Raw genomic sequence first — 16550 nt, 5'->3', positions numbered from 1 at the left:
GGCGCTGAAGTTGGAAATCGAACACTGTCAGAACACATTCCGTGATCCATCGCTTGGCGATGCATCACGGCTGGATCGGTGTTTGACTTTCGGGGGGAAGCCCTTGTAGTTTGAGCTGAGGCGCAGGCGCCGGGTTGGCGCTTGGCCCGCGAGCCCGATGATAAGAACGACGGGTTCGCGGGCCAAGCGCCAAGCCGGTGGCTGTCGCCTCGAGCGAAGGGTTAGGCCTCACCTCTTTTCCTATTTGCGAACGCCTCGCTCATAGGTGTGCTCCAGGCAGAAGGCCGAGGCTTTGATGGCCTTGGCGGAGCACCCGGCGATAAGGCAGCGATCCTCGGACTCGCCGCCGCGAGCGGAGAGCAGCAACTGCTTCTCCAAGGGCGAGGAATCGAATGACTCCCAATCGGAAAGCGACGGAACCCGAACGATGAATCGCCCCTGATACTTGTCTTCGCGATCGACTCGCCAAAGCGACCCGTCGTGCTTGTGGCGATATAGGTCATACCAATCTGCTTGCGCGACATGTTCCAGCTCTGCGAGGCGACCTCGCGCTGTCGCTGCGTTCGCGTGGAAGTAGTCAATTTCCGGCCAAGAGGGCATGCGACTGCTGCGGCGTGGGTTGTGAGGCCTAACTTTGATGTAGTCGCCGAATCACCGGATATGCCCGGAGACAGGCGGATAACGTGGCGGTACCGAGGCTGAAATATCTTTTGACATCATGTACTTGTCTTCGTATACTGGTTATATGAACAGGTATAACAGGACCGACAAAGTCGCCGACGTGCAGCCGCTGGTGTCCAAGCGCTTGTTAGATCAGGTTCGTGAGCGCATTCGGTATCTGCACTATAGCCTCAAGACCGAAAAGGCCTACCTGTATTGGGTTCGGTTTTTTGTTCTGTGGTCCGCTCAACAGGGTGGCATGCGGCACCCGCGCGACATGGGCGGGGCGGATGTAGAAGCCTTTTTGATCATGCTGGCCAATGAGCGGCAAGTCTCGCCAGCCACGCACCGCCAAGCGCTCATATTTGTTCTGCTCGCGGGTCTTTTTCGCTGCGCGGCACTGAAGAAAGGACCACTGGCAGGGCAATGGCAGGCGCCTTTTGGCGAAAGGCGGTTCAGGCGTACACATTACCTCCCCCGTATCGCCGTCAGCTACCATCCCCAACCAGTCAGCAGATAGACCAGTCAGGGGATGAATATGCGGTGGCTTTCGGGCAATGCATTCAACAGGTTGTGGGCCTACGCGATGTGAGCGCTCTGTTCGTTGGCATTCGTCGGCTGCAGGTCTACGCGCCGTCGGCGTCGCTAGCGGACGCACCCAGGGTGTTGAGCCTTCTCTTGCGCGACCCCTCAGGCCGAATCGACGGCACCAGCTTTCGCAAGCAGCTTGGCCCCAGCGATTTCGGGGAGATCACGTTCGACACTTTTGATGTCGAGGCGTTTGACGTTGATGCATTGCCATCGTGCGTGCCTTCGTCGAACAGTTGCTGACGGATGCCGACCGTCACTGCTCGCTGCATGTCACACCACTGTCATCATAAATTTCCATATTTCAAGTATTATCAAAATATGGAAGAAAACGATGTGGTTCAAGCCTTGGCCGCGCTGGCCCAGCCCCTGCGCCTGCGGGTGTTCCGTGCCCTGGTGGTGGCCGGCCCTGAGGGGTTGACACCCGGCGCGCTCACCGAACAGATGCAGGTGCCGGCGCCCAGCCTGTCGTTCCACCTGAAGGAACTGACGCACGCGGGCCTGGTGACGCAGGAGCGCAGCGGCCGGAACCTGATCTACCGCGCCGCGTTCGGCCCGATGAACGCGCTGCTGGCCTACCTGAGCGAAAACTGTTGCGAGGGCGCCGCCTGCGAGGTGAATGGCCAGGCGCGGGCCTGCGCCTGCTGAGCGCAGGGCGTTTTTTTCCGCTTTTGTCTCCGAATCTTTTCTCTTCTTTGACGGGGTTTCGATCCATGAACGCTTCTCCTCCCACGCTCAACGTGCTGTTTTTGTGCACGCACAATTCGGCGCGCAGCATCCTGGCCGAGGCCGTGCTGAACCACATCGGTGGTCCGCGCTTTTGCGCCTTTTCGGCGGGCAGCCAGCCACGCGAAAACCAGCAGCCGAACCCGCTGGCGCTGAAAGTGCTCGATGCCGCCGGCATCGCCACGGTGAATCTGCGCAGCAAGAGCTGGGACGAGTTCGCGCAGCCCGATGCGCCGCACATGGACCTGGTGATCACCGTGTGCGACAACGCGGCCGGCGAGGTGTGCCCGTTCTGGCCGGGGCAGCCGGCCACCGCGCACTGGGGTTACGCCGACCCGTCGGAAGCGCCGGGTGACGAGGCCGCCAGGCTGGAAGCTTTCCGCCTGACGCTGCACGCGATCCGCCGCCGGCTGGATCTGCTGGTCAGCCTGCCGCCCGAACGCCTGGAGCGCATGGCGCTGCAGGCCAGCGCACGCGGGCTGGCGGCGTCATGAGCGGCGCGCAGGCTGCGGCCGCACAGCCGGCCATGGGTTTTTTCGAGCGCTACCTGACGGTGTGGGTGGCCTTGTGCATCCTCGCCGGCATTGCGCTGGGCCAGTGGCTGCCCGGCGTTTTTCAGGCGGTGGGTGCGATGGAGGTGGCGCAGGTGAACCTGCCGGTGGGCGTGCTCATCTGGGTGATGATCATTCCCATGCTGCTGAAGATCGACTTCGGCGCGCTCGGGCAGGTCCGGGCGCACTGGCGAGGCATCGGCGTGACGCTGTTCGTGAACTGGGCCGTCAAGCCGTTTTCGATGGCGCTGCTGGGCTGGCTGTTCATCCGCCACCTGTTTGCGCCGCTGCTCCCGGCCGACCAGATCGACAGCTACGTGGCGGGCCTGATTCTGCTGGCGGCCGCGCCCTGCACCGCGATGGTGTTTGTGTGGAGCCAGTTGTGCCGGGGCGATCCGTACTTCACGCTGTCACAGGTGGCGCTCAACGACGCGCTGATGGTGCTGGCTTTTGCGCCGCTGGTGGCCCTGCTGCTCGGGCTCTCGTCCATCGCGGTGCCGTGGGGCACGCTGCTGATGTCGGTGGGGCTGTACATCGTGGTGCCGGTGATCGTGGCCCAACTGCTGCGGGCCTGGCTGCTGCGCAGCGGTGCCGAACGTCTGCAGACCGTGGCGGCGCGGCTCGGCCCGTGGTCGATCGTGGCGCTGCTGCTGACCCTGGTGCTGCTCTTCGCCTTCCAGGGCGAAGCCATCCTGCGTCAGCCGCTGGTGATCGCATTGCTGGCGGTGCCGATCCTGATCCAGGTGGTGCTGAACGCGGGCCTGGCCTACCTGCTCAACCGCCGCCTGGGTGTGGCGCATTGCGTGGCCGGGCCGTCGGCGCTGATCGGCGCGAGCAATTTCTTTGAATTGGCCGTGGCCACGGCCATCAGCCTGTTCGGCTTCCAGTCGGGCGCGGCGCTGGCCACCGTGGTGGGCGTGCTGATCGAAGTGCCGGTGATGCTGTGGGTGGTGTCGGTGGTGAACCGCAGCGCGGCCTGGTACGAGCGGGGCCGCTTGCCGCATTGACCGCCCCACGGTTCCCGGTGGTTCGGCCATCGGGTCGTTGGGCTGCCGATGATGGCGGGCAAGCGGTGTCTGGTGCTGTTCAGGCACCGGCTTGCGCGGCGGCCGGTTTGGTCAGATGCATGACGTAAGCCAGCCGGTGCCCGAAAAAGGCGCTTTCCTGAAAGCCCGCCGATGCCGCCAACTGGGCAACCGTCTGACGGGATTGAAAGTGGGGGTCGAAGATGACCTCGACCACCGCCAGCACGCCGCCCGGTTTCAAGCTGGCGAACAGCGCAGCCAGCGCGCTGGCGCGATCAGGAATCTCGCCCAGCACGGTGACCAGGACCGCCCGATCAAAGTGGTCGGCGGGCAACTGGGCATTGCCGAGGGCAGCGGCCACAAAGTCCACCTGCGTGAGCCCGGCCGCAGCCACCTTGGCCTGGGCCCGCGCCAGCATGCCGGCCTGGATGTCCAGCGCCACCACGCGGCCGTCGGGGCCCACGCGCTGGGCCAGAGGAACGGTCAGTCGCCCCGGGCCACACCCGGCGTCGAGCACCACCATGCCCGGGGTCAGTTCGAGGGTGTCGACGATGAACGCGGCCCGGTTGGTCTGGGTGAAGGGGTTGTCCAGTTCCACCAGCCAACGCAGCCAGGACGGGCAGGGCAGGCTTTGGCGGCGGGAGGCGAGCCGCCAGATGATGGAGACCAGACCCACCGCGAGAAGCACCAGAAACAGAGAGAAGAGGGAGGTCATCAAGGCAAGGGACGATGGGCAAGGAGCCGCGCAGTCTATCGGTTGCGGCATTGACCCCACAGTTCCAGGCGCCTCGGCCGTCCGGCTGTCGGCAATTCGGGGCCGGGCTTGAGATAAGTCATGAAGCGGTGTGATAGCCCTCACGTTTGCTTACAGGTCAGCCACAATTTTTCCTTAAGCGCGGCGCCAATTTTTTCAGGCGGCGCGCTGGAGGACTTTCCATGGCACACCTGAACTGGACGCCCGACCTGGAGACGGGCATCACCGAAATCGACGGGCAGCACAAGCGCATCGTCGAATACATCAACCAGCTCTACGACGCCCGCGAGCACCACGACCGCGCGGCCGTGGGCGCGGTGATCGACGAGGCGATCGACTACACGCTCTCGCATTTCGCCTTTGAAGAGGCGCTGATGGTCGACGCCGGCTACATGTACAGCGGCCCGCACAAGAAGGTGCACGAACTGTTCACCCGCAAGGTGGCCGACTACCGCATGCGTTTCGAGGCGGGCGAAGACGTTGCCGACGAGTTGCACGCCATGCTTTCGCGCTGGCTGTTCAACCACATCCGCAGCGACGACAAGAGCTACGCCGATTCGGTGAAGGTGTACCTGAAGAACGTGGGCCGGGGCGACGCCGACCTCAAGGCCCAGATCAAGGAAGAACTGCTGCGCGAACTGCAGCAGAAAAAGAAGCGCGGTTTCCTGGCGCGCCTGTTCGGCAGCAACTGAGTAACAAGCGCTTCAGCCCCCAGCCAGCGGCCCCAGAAGCGGGCCAACCTCGGGCGCAAAGACCCAGAGCGCCAGCAGAACCAGGTGTAGGCCCACGGTGGCCCAGTACCCCAAGACGAAGGGGGCCTTCACCGTCTTGTGACGCAGCGCCCGCTGCGCCAACCAGGCACCTGGCCAGCCGCCGAGCAACGCCAGCAGATGCAGGTGGTTCTCTTTCGTGCGCCACTGCCCGTGCTGCGCGGCGTGTTTGTCCTGCCAGTACAGGAAGAAGGTCATGAGGTTCAGGCCCAGGAGCGCGGGCAGCAGCACCCAGCCCAGTTGCCCACGCCAGACCCCGAGGCCCAGCAGCGCGATCCAGAGCAACATCAGGCCGAGCGCGACCCCGGTCGTGTCCGTTCGTGGGCTGGCGGGTGGTGGAGGCCGACGCGGCGCCGTGGGGCGGGGTGCCGGCGGCGGGCGGCTCGTGGTGGACGGGCGCCGGGCGGCCGGACGAGGCATGCCGCTTGCCGGCATGCCCGCAGGATGCACATCCATGGCGCGCGGGCCCTTGCCCCCGACCACGATTTCTTCAAAGCCGACCGATTGCCCGACCACAGGCGCTTCGGAACCCCGGTAATCGCGGATGTGAAAGAAGACATCGGCCGTGGTCTGGCCGCTGCGGATGAACCCGAAACCTTTGGCACTGTCCCAGCGCACCACGGTGCCTTGTTTTTTCATGGCGCCTCCTCTGAAGAAGCGGCGATTATCCGCTTTGCCAGAATGGTCCTTTATGGCGCAAAATGCGCCATAAAGGAGATTGCCATGACTTCTGCTGCCTTCGCTTCGGTCAAACTGCCGTCCGACCTGGTGCACCAGGCGCGCCAGGCGGCACAGCCCATGCGCCGCTCGGTGGCCGGGCAGATCGAATACTGGGCCACGCTGGGGCGCATCGTCGAGGCTTCGGGCCTGACGGCGCAAGACGCGCTGGAGGCCATTGCCCAGCACGACGCGCAGCGCGGTATTCCACAGGAGAAGCTGCCGGCAGAGCCCGTGGCCGATGAGGCCCTGGACGCGCTGGAAGCGCGCTTCGTGGCGGCGGAGGCCAGTGGCCGGCTGGTGCAGGCCGTGCGCGCCACGGTAGAGGCCAACCGGCAGCGGGCCGTGTTGCGGCGAGCGGCCTGAGAGGTTCAGTGGCGCGACCGGTTTTCTTCCTGCTCGCAGGCCCGAACGGGGCGGGCAAATCGACGCTGTACCGGGCTGCGGTGGCCGAAGGCCTGATCCCCGCCGAGGCCGAGTTCGTCAACGCCGATCTGTACGAAGCGGCCCACCTCGGGCACGTGGCCGATCCCCAGCAGCGTTCGGCCCTGGCGCGGCAATGGGCCGATGAGCGCCGCCAGGCCTGCCTGGCCGCCGGGCTTGCCTTCGCCAGCGAGACGGTGTTTTCGCACACCTCCAAGCTCGATCTCATGGCAGCAGCGCGTCGGGCCGGGTTTGCCGTGCTGCTGCTGGTGGTGTGCGTGGACGATCCGGCGCAGTTGCCGGGCCGCGTTGCGCGGCGGGTGGACGAGGGCGGGCACCCGGTGCCGCCCGAACGCATCCTCTCGCGCTACCCCCGCACGGTGAAGCACCTGGGCGTGGCCGTGCGCCGCGCCGATCTGGCGCTGCTCTACGACACCTCGGTGCCGGCCGGCGAGCCGTTTCAGCCGCCGCGCCTGGTGGCCCGGCTGCGCAGTGGCGCGCTGGTGTGGCAGGCGCCGGCGCTGCCGGACTGGGCCCGGACGGTGCTGGGCCCCGTGTCAGAATGACCGCATGCCCCCTGTGCTTCAGACTCCCCTCATCACCCGTGCGCTGTTGTTGCTGATCCTGGCAGCGGGGGTGTATTTCTTCCGCGGTTTCCTGGTGCCGGTGCTGGCGGCCCTGATCATCGGTTTTGCCAGCTGGCCGCTGTACCGCAAGGTGGTGAAGGCCTGCCGTGGCAACACCACACTGGCGGCCAGCCTGGCCATCGTCGTGGTGCTGGTGGTGCTGGTGGTGCCCCTGTCGCTGGCGCTGCACTACGCGATCCGCGAAGCCAGCGGTCTGCTGCGCTGGCTGATCGAAGCCAACCGCAGCGGCGCGCCGGTGCCGCAGTGGATCGAGTCGCTGCCGCTGGTGGGCGCGCAACTGGCCGCGTATTGGCGCGACCACCTGGGCGAACCGCACGCGCTGGGCGAGTGGATCCAACTGCTCAGCGGCCAGCACCTGGGCAATATCTACCGCGTGGCCCTGACGGCCACGGGCGACCTGTTCGGGCTGCTGCTGCTGGTGCTGTTCATGCTGATCACGCTGTTCTTCGTCTACAAGGACGGCGCACGCATCGGGGCGCAGATCGATACCGTGGGCGAGCGCCTGCTGCCCGATCGCTGGCAGCGGTTTTCGCGCGTGGTGCCGGCCACGGTCAGCGCCACCGTCACCGGGCTGGGCCTGATCGCGTTGGGCGAGGGCGTGGTGCTGGGTGTGGCCTATGCCATCGCGGGGGTGCCTTCGCCGGTGCTGCTGGGCGTGATCACCGGCTTCATGGCGCTGATCCCCGGGGGGGCACCGCTGTCGTTCACGCTGGTGTCGCTCTACCTCGTGGGCTCGGGCGAGGCGCTGGCCGGCGTGGCGCTGTTTGCCTGGGGGTCGATCGAGCTGTTCATCGTCGACAAGACGCTGCGCCCGCGCCTGGTGGGCGGCCCGGTGAAGCTGCCGTTCCTGCCCACGTTCTTCGGGTTGGTGGGCGGCGTCAAGACCATGGGCATCGTTGGCCTGTTCGTCGGCCCGGTGCTCATGGCGCTGCTGGTGGCGATCTGGCGCGAATGGCTGCTCGGTTTGCAGGCCGACGAGGCGCCCGCGCGCCTGCCCTAGGCCCGCTCTTGCGCGGCTGCCCGGTGGGCAGCGGCCGCCAGCTCAGGCCAGCGTGTGCAGCGGGATGTCGTGCCGGGCGGCCAGTTTGTCCAGTTGTGCGCGGGTCTTGCCGGCCAGGAAGGCGGCTATGGCCGCCGGTGTGTCCGGGTGCAGCATGGTGGCCATGCCGTGGAACGGGATGCCGGCCACCGCGCAGAGTGCGGCCGCGAAGTGCGGCTCCAGCGCCGCCAATGCCACGCGGCCGTTCTTGCACGGGTAGACGCGATAACCGGCGTGGGCGCCGCCCACCGAGCCGGAGGGCTGGGTCAGGCCCCACACGCGGGGCAGGGCCAGCCAGGCGGCCGCGTCGGACAGCGCGACCGACTGGAAGCTGCTCTTGCCGGTGCGCTGTTGCTGAATGACCGCCTGCAGCACGGCTTCGCTGGCCATCAGCGCGCCGCCCATGTCGGCAAACAGCGTGGCCGGCAGGTCCAGCCCGGTGACCAGGCCGGCATCGGCCAGGTAGGTAAGGTCGTGGCCGGGCTCTTCGGCCCGCTCGCCCGGAGCGCCATAGATGGCCACCACCGACAGCGCGGGGTGCTGGCGGTGCAGGGCTTTCCAGCCGAGCCCGAGTTTTTGCAGGGCCGATGGGCGGAACGAGGTCAGCAGCACGTCGGTGCGGGCCAGCGCCTGGTGCAGCCGGGCTTGCCCGGCTTCGCTTTTGAGATCGATGGTGACCACCCGGATGCCGGCGTGCAACTGGCCATAGCCCTGGGCGTTGTACTGGCCCATGGGGTCACCGCTGGTGCCCGCGGGCGCCCCCTGGGGGGCCGGGGGTTCGGCTTTGAGGCAGGTGGCGCCCATGGCCTTGAGGCGCATCAGCGCGGCCGGGCCGGGCAAATTGAGGGCCAGACTGAGCACGCGCACACCCCGCAGGGGGCGAAGGGGTTGGGTCGAAGCAGGAGCGGCGGAAGAGGGCATGCGCGGTGGATGGACGTTGACGTAAACGTCAATGTACAGGCAACCCGCAACCGCCCCCGGCACGCGGGCGACACCCGTGTTTCCCGGCATGCCGGTTCCCGCTCGCGCGCCCGCGCGGGCAGTGGCAGGAAGATGGCCGCACAGATTGCCGACCACGCTCACCAGAAAACGTCACGCCCGCAGAAGCGGGCGTCCAGGACTTTGTGTGGCGGGACCAGGCGCCCCTGCGCGGTGCGGGGAGCCTGATCGCCGTGGCGTTACTGCCCGAAGTCCAGCGGCAGGCCGACGTAGTTTTCGGCGACGGTGCGGGCGCCGTTTTCCGAGTGCATCAGGTAGTCCAACTCGGCGCGCTGGAACTTGCCCACGATCTCGCCGTCGTCGGGGAATTTGTGCATCAGCTGGGTGAACCACCACGAGAAACGCTCGGCGCGCCAGATGCGCTTGAGCGCCAGTTCCGAATAGCGGTCGATACCAGCTTCGGACTTTTCTTCGTAGTACTCGCGGATACCGTTGAACAGGTACTTCACGTCCGTGGCGGCCAGGTTCAGGCCCTTGGCACCGGTGGGCGGCACGATGTGACCGGCGTCACCGGCCAGGAACATGCGGCCAAAGCGCAGCGGCTCGGTCACGAAGCTGCGCAGCGGCGCAATGCTCTTTTCAATGCTAGGGCCGGTGACCAGCTTGGCGTTGGCCTCGTCGTCCAGCCGCAGGCGCAGTTCCTGCCAGAAGGCGTCGTCGGTCCACGCCTCGATCTTGTCGGTCAGCGGCACCTGCAGGTAGTAGCGGCTGCGGGTCATGCTGCGCTGCGAGCACAGCGCGAAGCCGCGCGGGCTGTTCACATAGATCAGTTCGTCGTGCACCGGCGGCGTGTCCGACAGCAGGCCGAGCCAGCCGAACGGATAGACCTTTTCGTATTCCTTGATCGCGCTGCGCGGCGCGCTGGCGCGGCAGACGCCGTGGAAACCGTCGCAGCCGGCGATGAAGTCGCATTCGATGGTGTGCGTCTGGCCGTCTTTTTCGTAGGTGACGCGCGGGTTTTGGGTGTCGAAGTCGTGCACCTTGACGTTGGCGGCCTCGTACACCGTGGTCAGTCCGGCCGCGGCGCGGGCATCCATCAGGTCGCGGGTCAGTTCGGTCTGGCCATACACCATCACGTTCTTGCCGCCGGTGAGCTGGTTCATGTCCACGCGGTGGCGGTGGCCGTCCACCAGCAGGTCGAAGCCGCCGTGCACCAAGCCTTCCTTGTGCATGCGCTCGCCCACGCCGGCCTCGTCCATCAGGTCGATGCAGACCTGTTCCAGGATCCCGGCACGGATGCGGCCCAGCACGTAGTCGCCGGTCTGGCGCTCAAGGATGATGGCGTCGATGCCCGCCTTGTGAAGCAGTTGGCCGAGCAGCAGGCCGGAGGGGCCTGCACCGATGATGGCGACCTGGGTGCGCATGGGGTTGTCTCCTGGAAGAAGGGCAGGGGCCGGAGGTCCTGCTTGAGCCGTGGCGGCGACTTTAGGAGTCGCCGGGCCCGTTTCCAAGGCGTGGTGCAAGGGTTTGCACGATCAACGGAAGACTTGCGCGATGATCGCGCAATACACCCGGGTTCGCGATAATGCCGGCATGAGCACCGCCCCCGCCCCCCGTTCTTCCGAGCCGCTGCAAGGCATTGCCCGGGCCGACTTCATCGAAGGCATGGCCAAGGGCATGGCCGTGCTGGAGAGCTTTGACACCGAGCGCCAGCGGCTGAACGCCACCCAGGCTGCCGAACGCGCCGGCCTCACCCGCGCCGCCGCCCGGCGCCACCTGCTCACGCTGGCCTATCTGGGCTACCTGGACACCGATGGCACGCACTACTGGCTGTCGGCCAAGGTGCTGCGGTTTTCGGGCAGCTACCTGGCCTCGGCGCGGCTGCCGCGCCTGTTGCAGCCCACGCTCAACCGCTTGGCGGCGCAGACGCGCGAATCGTTCTCGGCCGTGGTGCTCGACGGCGACGAGGTGGTGATCGTGGCGCGCAGCGCGGCCGTGGGCGGGCAGCGCCTCATGGCCTATGGCCTGCACCTGGGGGCGCGCCTGCCGGTGCACGCCACCAGCACCGGGCGCGTGCTGCTGGCGGCGCTGCCGCGCGCGGCGTTCAGCGCCTGGCTCAAGGGCCGCGAACTGCCGCGGCTGACACCGAAGACCACGGTGGACCACAAGGCCTTCCGGGCCATCGTGGCCCAGGTGCGCGCCGACGACTACGCCGTGGCCAGTGAAGAGCACGAACTCGGCGTGCACGCACTGGCCGTGCCCCTACGCGACATGAAGGGCCGCATGGTGGCGGCGCTCAACGTGGTGGCGGCGCCGCAGCGCCTGGCGCCCGAAACCCTGCGCCAGGATCTGCTGCCCCTGCTGCTGGAGGCTGCGCGCGAACTGCGGCCGCTGCTCTGAGCGCTTATTTGGCCGCGGCGACAGGTTCCGGTTTTTTGCCAGAAACGGGCGCACCTTCTTTTTCGTCACCGCGGTCGAACACCAGGCTCTGGCCGAAGATGAGCTGGATCCAGGTCGGGTAGGTGTAAGCCGTGCCCTTGTTGTGGTCGATGATCGCGCCGATACCGCCGCCCAGAATGATGTTGCCGAACATGCCGGCGTTGGCGCGCGAGATGGCCCGGGCCTGTGCGTCGGGTTGTTCCTGCGTGGTGCAGGTGATGTCCATGTCTTTGGACGAGCGGCGCACCTGGGCGGTTTCCCCGGATTTGACGCTGATGGCGCCGTAGTCGTTGCTGAGCTTGCACTCGGCGCCGGCTACCACCTTGCCCTCGGGCGTCAAGGTTTCGACCTTCATGGGGTGGGTGCTGTCGTTCATGACGGACGCACAGCCAAACAGGCTGGCCGAGGCGGCCAGCGCGATCAAACGCTTCATAGGAACTCCCTGATGGATTGGTTGCCACCGACCCCTGTGGCCGGTCGGCAGGCCGAGTCTACCGGGCGCGGTGCGCCGAATCGGCCGCCCAGACACCCGTGAGGCGCCTGCGTGACATTTACACGCCCAGGTACTGCTCCAGCAACTCGGGCTTCGACAGCAGCGCTTCCGACGCGCCCTCGAACACCACCTCGCCCTTGACCAGGATGACGTTGCGGTCGGTGATCTGGGTCACGTGCTTCCAGTTCTTGTCGACGATCACGCTGCTGATGCCGCTCTCGCGGATCAGGCCGCAGATGCGCCAGATCTCGCGCGCGATCAGCGGCGCCAGGCCTTCGGTGGCCTCGTCGAGGATCAGCACGTCGGGGTTGGTCATCAGCGCGCGGCCGATGGTCAGCATCTGCTGTTCGCCGCCACTGAGCTGCTGGCCGCCGTGGCCCAGGCGCTCGGCCAGACGCGGGAAGGTGTCGAGCACGCGCTCGTAGGTCCAGTCGCGCTGACCGCGCGTGCCGGCGCGCGCGGCCATGACCAGGTTTTCTTTCACGCTCAGGTTGCCGAAGATGCCGCGCCCTTCGGGCACGTAGGCAATGCCGAGCCGCGCCACTTCGTAGGGGCTGGCGCCGGTCATAGGGTGGCCCTTGATGAGCACGCCGCCGCCGCTGGGTTTGACGATGCCCATGAGCGACTTGAGCAGCGTGCTCTTGCCCATGCCGTTGCGGCCCATGAGGCCGATGGTCTGGCCCGGGGCGACGACAAAATCGACGCCGCGCAGGATGTGGCTCTGGCCGTAATGCGTGTGCAGGCCGTGGGCGCTGATCAGGGGAGTCTCGGACATGGCTTCAGTGCTCCTCGCCCAGATAGGCCGCCTGCACCATCGGGTCGGCGCGCACCTGTTCGGGCGAGCCGCTGGCGATGACCTGGCCGTTGACCATCACGGTGAGCTGGTCGGCCAGCGTGAACACCGCGTCCATGTCGTGCTCGACCAGCATCATCGCGTGGTCCTTCTTGAGCTTGAGCAGCAGCTCGACCATGCGCTCGGCCTCGGCCTGGCCCATGCCGGCCAGCGGCTCGTCGAGCAGCAGCACGGTCGGTTCGGTGGCCAGGGTCATGGCGATCTCCAGCTGGCGCTGCTCGCCGTGGCTGATGGTGGCGGCCACGGTCTGGGTGCGGTGGGTCAGGCCCGCCAGCTCGATGGCGCGTTCGCAGCGCAGGTTGATGCCCGAGAGGCGGTGTGCCGGCGACAGCCAGTTCAGCGGGTTCCACGGCGAAAACCCTTCGCGCGACTGGGCCGCCAGGCGCACGTTGTCCCACACCGTGAAGGGGCCGAAGATGTTGGTTTTCTGGTAGCTGCGGCCCAGGCCCAGGCGCGAGATCGATTCGGGTGAATGCCCCGCAGTGGCCTGACCGTTGAGCGTGATCGTTCCCGAGGTGGGCGGCAGGTCGCCCGAGAGCAGGTTGGTCAGCGTGGACTTGCCCGCGCCGTTGGGGCCGATCACGGCATGGATGCGGTCGCGCAGCAGGTCGACCGACACGTCGTTGACGGCGGCCAGGCCGCCGAAGCGCTTGGTCAGGTTGCGGGCGCTCAACAGCGGCTGGCTCATTCCGAAGCCTCCTTGCGGGAGCGGCGCAGCAGCGTGTCGCCCAGGCCCAGCAGGCCGCGCGGCGCCACGATCACCACCAGCAGGATGAACCCGCCCATCAGCAGTTGCCAGTGCTTGGTGAGGTCTTTGAAGACGTGCATCACATATTCGAAGGCGAAGGCCCCGACGATGGCGCCGGCAAAGTTGCCCATGCCGCCGAGGATCACCATCATGATGGCGTGCGCGCTCATGTGAAAGCCCATCAGCTCGGGGTTGACGAAACCCGTCTGCGCCGCCCACAGAAAACCCGCCAGCCCGGCCAGTGCGCCGGCCAGTGTGAAGGCGGCCAGCTTGTAGCCGAAGGTGCCATAGCCCACGGCGCGCAGCCGGTGCTCATTGACCCGGATGCCGGCGAGCACGCGGCCGAAGGGCGAAAACAGTACACGGCGCAAAAAGGCGTACACCGCGATCAGCAGCACCAGCGTCAGGTAGAAGAAGGTGGTCTTGCTTTCGAGGTCCAGGCCCAGGGCCGAGGCGTCGGGCCGGAAGTAGACGTAGATGCCGTCGGAGCCGCCCAGGGCCTTGTTGTCGAAGAACAGGAAATAGACCATCTGGGCGAAGGCCATGGTCACCATGATGAAGTAGATGCCGTGGGTGCGCACCACGAAGAAGCCGATCACCAGCGCCGCCAGGCCGGCTGCCACCACCGCCAGCGGCAGGCTCCACCACAGGGCGATGGGGGCGTCCTGCGGCGTGATGAAGGCCAGGGCATACCCGGCAATGCCGAAGTACGCCGCGTGCCCGAGCGAGACCAGGCCGGTCACGCCCTGCAGCAGGTCCAGGCTCATCGCGAAGATGGCCAGGATCATCATCTGCGTGAGCATCTGCAGGTAGAAGTCGCTGCCCTCCACGGGCACGAGCGGAAACGCGGCCAGGGCGATGGCGCCGAAGGCCAGCAGCACCTGCACGCTGCGCGGCAGCTTTTCGAGTTGGGCTTTGGGGGCACTCATGACGACAGGGCTCCCCGGGAGACCGTGACAGGTTGGGCGCTCATTGTTTGAACAGGCCTTCCGGTTTGTAGAGCAGCACGGCGGCCATGAGCATGTAGACCGCCATGCCGGCAATCTGGGGCAGCAGCACCTTGCCGAAGGTATCGACCAGCCCGACCAGCAGGGCCGCGACCAGCGCGCCGCGCACCGAGCCGATGCCGCCGATGACCACGACCACGAAACACATGATCAGCACCGAGCTGCCCATGCCGGGGTAGACGCTGGCGATGGGCGCCGCGATCATGCCGGCCACCGCGGCCAGGCCAACGCCCAGCGCGAACACCACGCCGTGGATGAGGCGGATGTTGATGCCCAGCGATTCGGTCATCTCTCGGTTGAAGGCGCCCGCGCGGATCTTCATGCCCAGGCGCGTCTTGCTGATCAGCAGGTACAGGCCCAGCGCCAGGACGATGCAGATGCCCGACATAACCAGCCGGTAGACCGGGTAGGAGAGGGTGTCGGTCAGCGGGATCGACCAGTTCAGCGCCTCGGGCACTTGCACGGCGTGCACGTCGTCGCCCCAGAGCAGCGAGCGCACTTCTTCAAAGATGTAGATCAGGCCGAAAGTCAGCAGCACCTGGTCGAGGTGGTCGCGGTGGTAGAAAAACCGGAACAGCGTCCATTCCAGCAACCAGCCAAAGGCCACCGCGAGCACGGCGCCGACCACGATGGCCAGCAGCAGGCTGTCAAACTGGGCCGTCAAGAACCAGGCCATGTAGGCGCCCAGCATGTAGAAACTGCCGTGCGCGAGGTTGACCACGCCCATGATCCCGAAGATCAGCGTGAGGCCGGCGGCCAGCATGAACAGCAACAGCCCGTACTGCAGGCTGTTGAGCAACTGGATGAGGAAATTGGCGAAGTCCATGGGTATGCGGTGGCACAGCCCGGCCAGCGGCGCGCCGTGCGAGGCGCGCCGTGGTCAGGCAAACCGGGGGAGGAAGGGTCAGCCCATGCGGCAGCCGGTGGCTGGGTCGGCCACGGCCTTCTGCGCAATGCCGATCACCTTGTTTTCCTTGTTCTCGACCTTGCGCAGGTACATGTCCTGGATCGGGTTGTGGGCCTTGCTCATGGTCCACTTGCCGCGCGGGCTGTCGATGGTGGCGCCTTCCATGGCGGCATACAGCGCCTTCTTGTTCGACAGGTCGCCCTTGACGGCGTTGGCGCCCTGCACCAGCAGCAGGCCGGTGTCGTAGCCCTGCACGGCATACACGTCGGGCTGCAGCTTGAACGCCTTGGCGTATTCCAGGCGGAACTGCTTGTTGCGGGGCGTGTCCAGCGAATCGCTGTAGTGCATGGTGGTCAGCACGCCGTTGGCGGCATCGCCCGCAGCGTCCAGCACGCCTTCGGTCAGGAAACCCGAGCCATAGAGCTGGATGCTCTTGTTCAGGCCAGCCGCAGCGTAGTCGCGCAGGAACTTGGCCGCGCCACCACCGGCAAAGAAGCAGGCCACAGCGTCGGGCTTGAGCGCGGCGATCTCGGTCAGCAGCGCCTGGAATTCCACGTTCGGGAACGGCAGGCCCAGCTTCTTGACGATGGTGCCGCCGGCGGCGGTGTAGCTCTGCTCAAAACCTTCAAAGGCCTCATCGCCTGCGGCGTAGTTCCAGCTGATCCACACGGCCTTCTTGTGGCCGCGATCGACCATGGCCTTGCCCAGCGCCAGCGTCGGCTGGCTGTTGGTGAACGAGGTGCGGAACACGTTGGGGGCGCACTGGGCGCGGGTGGCGATGTGCACGCCGGCGTTCGGAATCAGGTTGAGCACGCCCGATTCGCGCGCCACCTTGTGAATGCCCATCTGCACGCCCGAGTGCACGGTGCCGATCAGCACGTCCACCTTGTCGCGCTGCACCAGGCGTTGCGCGTTTTCGATGCCCTTGGCCGGGTTCGACTCGTCGTCCACCTTGAAGAACTCCACTTCGCGGCCGCCGAGCTTGCCACCTTGTTCGTTGAGCGCCATGCGCACGCCGTTTTCGATCGCAACCCCGAGCTGGGCGAAAGTGCCCGTGTAGGGGAGCATGAACCCGAGCCGCACCTTGTCCGACTGGGCGCGCACGATCTGCGGCAACAGCAAGCCGGAAGATGCGGCGCCGATCACGGCGGCACTGCGGGTCAGAACAAGACGGCGGGTGGTCATGGGTGGTCTCCTGTGGGTGTCTGGTAACAGGTTCAATGTAGGTGCCACGCGGCGTCTTGGGGATACAGGCTTTCCCGAA

The 16550-nt window shown here is 66.5% G+C and carries 20 protein-coding genes; 9 read left to right on the top strand and 11 right to left on the bottom strand.

Features of this window, described 5'->3' with window-relative positions; all coding sequences use genetic code 11:
- Positions 1-745 precede the first annotated feature (745 nt).
- Positions 746-1180, top strand: coding sequence for a phage integrase N-terminal SAM-like domain-containing protein (locus QQK43_RS02535; protein ID WP_370465200.1), 435 nt, complete (start codon positions 746-748; stop codon positions 1178-1180).
- A gap of 106 nt (positions 1181-1286) precedes the next feature.
- On the opposite strand, the gene QQK43_RS02530 is transcribed toward QQK43_RS02535, so the two are convergent.
- Positions 1287-1520 (bottom strand): hypothetical protein, encoded by a 234-nt coding sequence (locus tag QQK43_RS02530; protein WP_284306516.1) that lies wholly within the window; start codon positions 1518-1520, stop codon positions 1287-1289.
- 49 nt (positions 1521-1569) lie between these two features.
- On the opposite strand from QQK43_RS02530, the gene QQK43_RS02525 reads away from it, so the two are divergent.
- The 3 genes from QQK43_RS02525 (at position 1570) to arsB (ending at position 3532) form a co-directional block, all read left to right on the top strand.
- Complete coding sequence (locus tag QQK43_RS02525; protein ID WP_284306515.1) at positions 1570-1896, top strand: ArsR/SmtB family transcription factor; 327 nt, start codon at positions 1570-1572, stop codon at positions 1894-1896.
- A gap of 65 nt (positions 1897-1961) precedes the next feature.
- Positions 1962-2468, top strand: coding sequence for an arsenate reductase ArsC (locus QQK43_RS02520; RefSeq protein WP_284306514.1), 507 nt, complete (start codon positions 1962-1964; stop codon positions 2466-2468).
- Entirely contained in the window at positions 2465-3532 is a 1068-nt protein-coding gene (gene arsB, locus QQK43_RS02515) for an ACR3 family arsenite efflux transporter (protein ID WP_284306513.1), read from the top strand. Before QQK43_RS02520 ends, arsB begins: the two co-directional genes overlap by 4 nt.
- Before the next feature lie 79 nt (positions 3533-3611).
- Here arsB and QQK43_RS02510 read toward each other — a convergent pair whose 3' ends face one another.
- Complete coding sequence (locus QQK43_RS02510) at positions 3612-4265, bottom strand: class I SAM-dependent methyltransferase (RefSeq protein ID WP_234265052.1); 654 nt, start codon at positions 4263-4265, stop codon at positions 3612-3614.
- A gap of 221 nt (positions 4266-4486) precedes the next feature.
- Here QQK43_RS02510 and QQK43_RS02505 point away from each other — a divergent pair, with 221 nt between their 5' ends.
- Positions 4487-4996, top strand: coding sequence for a bacteriohemerythrin (locus tag QQK43_RS02505; RefSeq protein ID WP_284306512.1), 510 nt, complete (start codon positions 4487-4489; stop codon positions 4994-4996).
- 12 nt (positions 4997-5008) lie between these two features.
- On the opposite strand, the gene QQK43_RS02500 is transcribed toward QQK43_RS02505, so the two are convergent.
- On the bottom strand, positions 5009-5713 hold the full coding sequence (locus tag QQK43_RS02500) for a DUF1294 domain-containing protein (protein WP_284306511.1): 705 nt from the start codon (positions 5711-5713) through the stop codon (positions 5009-5011).
- 84 nt (positions 5714-5797) lie between these two features.
- Between QQK43_RS02500 and QQK43_RS02495 the strand changes: the two genes are divergently transcribed.
- From QQK43_RS02495 to QQK43_RS02485, 3 genes are read left to right on the top strand one after another with little or no spacing between them, the layout of a single operon-like run.
- Positions 5798-6157, top strand: coding sequence for a TA system antitoxin ParD family protein (locus QQK43_RS02495; protein WP_234264982.1), 360 nt, complete (start codon positions 5798-5800; stop codon positions 6155-6157).
- Positions 6158-6165: 8 nt separating this feature from the next.
- Positions 6166-6780, top strand: coding sequence for an ATPase (locus tag QQK43_RS02490; protein ID WP_284306508.1), 615 nt, complete (start codon positions 6166-6168; stop codon positions 6778-6780).
- Between the two features lie 4 nt (positions 6781-6784).
- Positions 6785-7861 (top strand): AI-2E family transporter, encoded by a 1077-nt coding sequence (locus QQK43_RS02485; RefSeq protein WP_234264980.1) that lies wholly within the window; start codon positions 6785-6787, stop codon positions 7859-7861.
- A 42-nt stretch (positions 7862-7903) separates the two neighbouring features.
- Here the strand turns inward: QQK43_RS02485 and QQK43_RS02480 are convergent, their stop codons facing one another.
- Together QQK43_RS02480 and pobA are read right to left on the bottom strand one after the other, a co-directional pair.
- Entirely contained in the window at positions 7904-8821 is a 918-nt protein-coding gene (locus QQK43_RS02480; RefSeq protein ID WP_284306507.1) for a CoA transferase, read from the bottom strand.
- Positions 8822-9078: 257 nt separating this feature from the next.
- Positions 9079-10263, bottom strand: coding sequence for a 4-hydroxybenzoate 3-monooxygenase (pobA, locus tag QQK43_RS02475; RefSeq protein WP_234264978.1), 1185 nt, complete (start codon positions 10261-10263; stop codon positions 9079-9081).
- A 169-nt stretch (positions 10264-10432) separates the two neighbouring features.
- Between pobA and QQK43_RS02470 the strand changes: the two genes are divergently transcribed.
- The gene (locus tag QQK43_RS02470) at positions 10433-11239 is read left to right on the top strand and encodes an IclR family transcriptional regulator domain-containing protein (RefSeq protein ID WP_234264977.1); all 807 of its coding nucleotides are present in this window, start codon (positions 10433-10435) and stop codon (positions 11237-11239) included.
- A gap of 4 nt (positions 11240-11243) precedes the next feature.
- On the opposite strand, the gene QQK43_RS02465 is transcribed toward QQK43_RS02470, so the two are convergent.
- The 6 genes from QQK43_RS02465 to QQK43_RS02440 all read right to left on the bottom strand — a co-directional run bounded on the left by QQK43_RS02465 (position 11244) and on the right by QQK43_RS02440 (position 16471).
- Positions 11244-11711, bottom strand: coding sequence for a hypothetical protein (locus QQK43_RS02465; protein ID WP_284306505.1), 468 nt, complete (start codon positions 11709-11711; stop codon positions 11244-11246).
- A 118-nt stretch (positions 11712-11829) separates the two neighbouring features.
- Positions 11830-12546, bottom strand: a complete 717-nt coding sequence (locus QQK43_RS02460) for an ABC transporter ATP-binding protein (RefSeq protein WP_284306504.1) — start codon at positions 12544-12546, stop codon at positions 11830-11832.
- A 4-nt stretch (positions 12547-12550) separates the two neighbouring features.
- Positions 12551-13312, bottom strand: a complete 762-nt coding sequence (locus QQK43_RS02455) for an ABC transporter ATP-binding protein (protein ID WP_284306503.1) — start codon at positions 13310-13312, stop codon at positions 12551-12553.
- Positions 13309-14301, bottom strand: coding sequence for a branched-chain amino acid ABC transporter permease (locus tag QQK43_RS02450; protein ID WP_284306502.1), 993 nt, complete (start codon positions 14299-14301; stop codon positions 13309-13311). The genes QQK43_RS02455 and QQK43_RS02450 overlap by 4 nt, the downstream gene beginning before the upstream one ends.
- 40 nt (positions 14302-14341) lie before the next feature.
- Complete coding sequence (locus QQK43_RS02445) at positions 14342-15205, bottom strand: branched-chain amino acid ABC transporter permease (RefSeq protein ID WP_284306501.1); 864 nt, start codon at positions 15203-15205, stop codon at positions 14342-14344.
- A 78-nt stretch (positions 15206-15283) separates the two neighbouring features.
- Positions 15284-16471, bottom strand: coding sequence for an ABC transporter substrate-binding protein (locus tag QQK43_RS02440; protein WP_234264972.1), 1188 nt, complete (start codon positions 16469-16471; stop codon positions 15284-15286).
- Positions 16472-16550: the final 79 nt, after the last annotated feature.

Source organism: Hydrogenophaga electricum (assembly GCF_030160815.1).
GTDB lineage: Bacteria > Pseudomonadota > Gammaproteobacteria > Burkholderiales > Burkholderiaceae_C > Hydrogenophaga > Hydrogenophaga electricum.
The sequence above is the reverse complement of the archived record's forward strand: the minus strand, read 5'-3'. Positions and strand labels throughout refer to the sequence as shown.

Excerpts from the sequence above, each read along its gene's own strand:
- QQK43_RS02535 (WP_370465200.1), top strand. The coding sequence starts at position 746 with ATGAACAGGTATAACAGGACCGACAAAGTCGCCGACGTGCAGCCGCTG.
- QQK43_RS02530 (WP_284306516.1), bottom strand. The coding sequence starts at position 1,520 with ATGCAGCGAGCAGTGACGGTCGGCATCCGTCAGCAACTGTTCGACGAA.
- QQK43_RS02525 (WP_284306515.1), top strand. The coding sequence starts at position 1,570 with ATGGAAGAAAACGATGTGGTTCAAGCCTTGGCCGCGCTGGCCCAGCCC.
- QQK43_RS02520 (WP_284306514.1), top strand. The coding sequence starts at position 1,962 with ATGAACGCTTCTCCTCCCACGCTCAACGTGCTGTTTTTGTGCACGCAC.
- arsB (WP_284306513.1), top strand. The coding sequence starts at position 2,465 with ATGAGCGGCGCGCAGGCTGCGGCCGCACAGCCGGCCATGGGTTTTTTC.
- QQK43_RS02510 (WP_234265052.1), bottom strand. The coding sequence starts at position 4,265 with ATGACCTCCCTCTTCTCTCTGTTTCTGGTGCTTCTCGCGGTGGGTCTG.
- QQK43_RS02505 (WP_284306512.1), top strand. The coding sequence starts at position 4,487 with ATGGCACACCTGAACTGGACGCCCGACCTGGAGACGGGCATCACCGAA.
- QQK43_RS02500 (WP_284306511.1), bottom strand. The coding sequence starts at position 5,713 with ATGAAAAAACAAGGCACCGTGGTGCGCTGGGACAGTGCCAAAGGTTTC.
- QQK43_RS02495 (WP_234264982.1), top strand. The coding sequence starts at position 5,798 with ATGACTTCTGCTGCCTTCGCTTCGGTCAAACTGCCGTCCGACCTGGTG.
- QQK43_RS02485 (WP_234264980.1), top strand. The coding sequence starts at position 6,785 with ATGCCCCCTGTGCTTCAGACTCCCCTCATCACCCGTGCGCTGTTGTTG.
- QQK43_RS02480 (WP_284306507.1), bottom strand. The coding sequence starts at position 8,821 with ATGCCCTCTTCCGCCGCTCCTGCTTCGACCCAACCCCTTCGCCCCCTG.
- pobA (WP_234264978.1), bottom strand. The coding sequence starts at position 10,263 with ATGCGCACCCAGGTCGCCATCATCGGTGCAGGCCCCTCCGGCCTGCTG.
- QQK43_RS02470 (WP_234264977.1), top strand. The coding sequence starts at position 10,433 with ATGAGCACCGCCCCCGCCCCCCGTTCTTCCGAGCCGCTGCAAGGCATT.
- QQK43_RS02465 (WP_284306505.1), bottom strand. The coding sequence starts at position 11,711 with ATGAAGCGTTTGATCGCGCTGGCCGCCTCGGCCAGCCTGTTTGGCTGT.
- QQK43_RS02460 (WP_284306504.1), bottom strand. The coding sequence starts at position 12,546 with ATGTCCGAGACTCCCCTGATCAGCGCCCACGGCCTGCACACGCATTAC.
- QQK43_RS02455 (WP_284306503.1), bottom strand. The coding sequence starts at position 13,312 with ATGAGCCAGCCGCTGTTGAGCGCCCGCAACCTGACCAAGCGCTTCGGC.
- QQK43_RS02450 (WP_284306502.1), bottom strand. The coding sequence starts at position 14,301 with ATGAGTGCCCCCAAAGCCCAACTCGAAAAGCTGCCGCGCAGCGTGCAG.
- QQK43_RS02445 (WP_284306501.1), bottom strand. The coding sequence starts at position 15,205 with ATGGACTTCGCCAATTTCCTCATCCAGTTGCTCAACAGCCTGCAGTAC.
- QQK43_RS02440 (WP_234264972.1), bottom strand. The coding sequence starts at position 16,471 with ATGACCACCCGCCGTCTTGTTCTGACCCGCAGTGCCGCCGTGATCGGC.